Annotated in this window: 1 protein-coding gene; it reads right to left on the bottom strand. The window is 69.5% G+C overall.

Annotation, left to right across the window (positions count from 1 at the left end; translation table 11 throughout):
- Window positions 1–91 precede the first annotated feature (91 nt).
- Window positions 92–1,102, bottom strand: a complete 1,011-nt coding sequence (gene trpS, locus ACZ7G3_RS13420) for a tryptophan--tRNA ligase (protein WP_470925442.1) — start codon at window positions 1,100–1,102, stop codon at window positions 92–94.
- Between the last annotated feature and the right edge of the window lie 643 nt (window positions 1,103–1,745).

Genomic DNA, 1,745 nt, shown 5'->3' with positions numbered 1-1,745 from the left:
GGCGGTGCGGCGCTGGGTGCGGGCGGGGGGGGTGGGGGGGGGGGGGGTCCCCCCCCCCCCCCCCCCCCCCCCCCCCCCCCGGCCCCCACGCCTACCGCGCAGCGTTCACGGGCGGCAGCAGCCCGATCGCGCGGTAAGCGGCATCCACGGTCGGCCGAGCCATGGCCCGGGCCTTGCCCGCCCCCTCCCTCAGCACACCCTCCACATACCCGGGATCCGCGCACAGCTCCTTGTGCCGCTCCTGCACGGGCCGCAGCACCTCGACGACCGCCTCCGCGGTGTCCTTCTTCAAGGCGCCGTACGAGTCGTACCCACCCGCCAGCTCAGCCGGTCCCGCACCCGTGCAGGCGGCGAGGATCTCGAGCAGGTTGGCGAGCCCCGGCCGCCCCTCCCGGTCGTACACGACCTCGCGCCCACTGTCGGTCACGGCCCGCATGACCTTCTTCCGCACCACGTCCGGCTCGTCCAGCAGATAGACGATCCCCGGCCCGACGTCGTCGCTCTTCCCCATCTTCGACGCGGGTTCCTGCAGATTCATCACCCGAGCGGCGACCGCCGGACTCGTGGCCCGCGGCACCACGAACGTGTGCCCGTACCGCTGGTTGAACCGCACCGCCAGATCCCGCGCGAGCTCCACGTGCTGAGTCTGGTCGTTCCCGACCGGCACCTCGCCCGTCCCGTACGCCAGGATGTCGGCCGCCATCAGCACGGGATACGTCAGCAGCGACAGCCGCACACTCCCGCCCCGCTGCCGCTCCCGCGCGGCCTTCTCCTTGTACTGGATCATCCGCCGCATCTCGCCGTCGGTGGCGACGCACTCCAGTACGTACGACAGCCGGGCATGCTCGTCCACGTGGCTCTGCACGAACACGGTGCACAGCTCCGGATCCAGCCCCGCCGCCAGCAACAGGGACGCCGCCTGCCGGCTCAGTCTGCGCACCCGCGCCGGATCGTGGTCCACGGTCAGCGCGTGCAGGTCGACGACGCAGAACAGCGCGTCCGACCGGTGCTGGTCCTCCGCGGCCCACTGCCGCATGGCTCCCAGGTAGTTCCCCAGCGTCAGGTGCCCGGTCGGCTTGACCCCACTGAAGACCCGTGTCATCTCTCCACCTCCTGGTCAGGGCCGCCGCCACCCGTCGGCCGCCCCTCCCGGAGGGAGATACGGGAACGGCCGCCGAAGCGGCGGCCGTTGAGTGCATACGTACTACGGCCGCCGTCAGGCGGCCCGCCAGAGCTGAGTGCACGTACGCGTCATCACGCCCGCCACGGTACGCCTGCGGAGGCCGCACCGCCCGGGATTTGACACGCCGGTACCGCACTCGTAATGTTCTCCGAGTTGTCCGACGTGAGCGCCGACCCCGGTCGGTCCCCGGACAGTCATTCCGCAAGTACCAACCACTTCACGACGAACAGTCGCGCTGTCGGCGTCGTCGCATTGTCGGTGCGCGTATTCAAGGAATGAGGAATCCACGTCCGTCAGGACGCGGCCCCCGATTAGCTCGGGAGCCGGGAATCCGCTAGAGTCTCACTCGTCGGAACGGCCCAACAGCCGCGAAGACAACCCCCTCTGACGGGGAATCAGGGCCGAAAGGATCTGATAGAGTCGGAACCGCCGGAAAGGGAAACGCGAAAGCGGGAACCTGGAAAGCGCCGAGGAAATCGGATCGGAAAAGGATCTGATAGAGTCGGAAACGCAAGACCGAAGGGAAGCGCCCGGAGGAAAGCCTGAGAGAGTCTCTCGGGTG

This window comes from Streptomyces sp. NPDC037271 (genome assembly GCF_055603605.1).
Note: the sequence above shows the minus strand (reverse complement) of the source record. Positions and strands in the feature narration are given on the sequence as shown.

Bases quoted from the DNA above. Each gene is read 5' to 3' on its own strand.
- trpS (WP_470925442.1), bottom strand. From the start codon at position 1,102: ATGACACGGGTCTTCAGTGGGGTCAAGCCGACCGGGCACCTGACGCTG.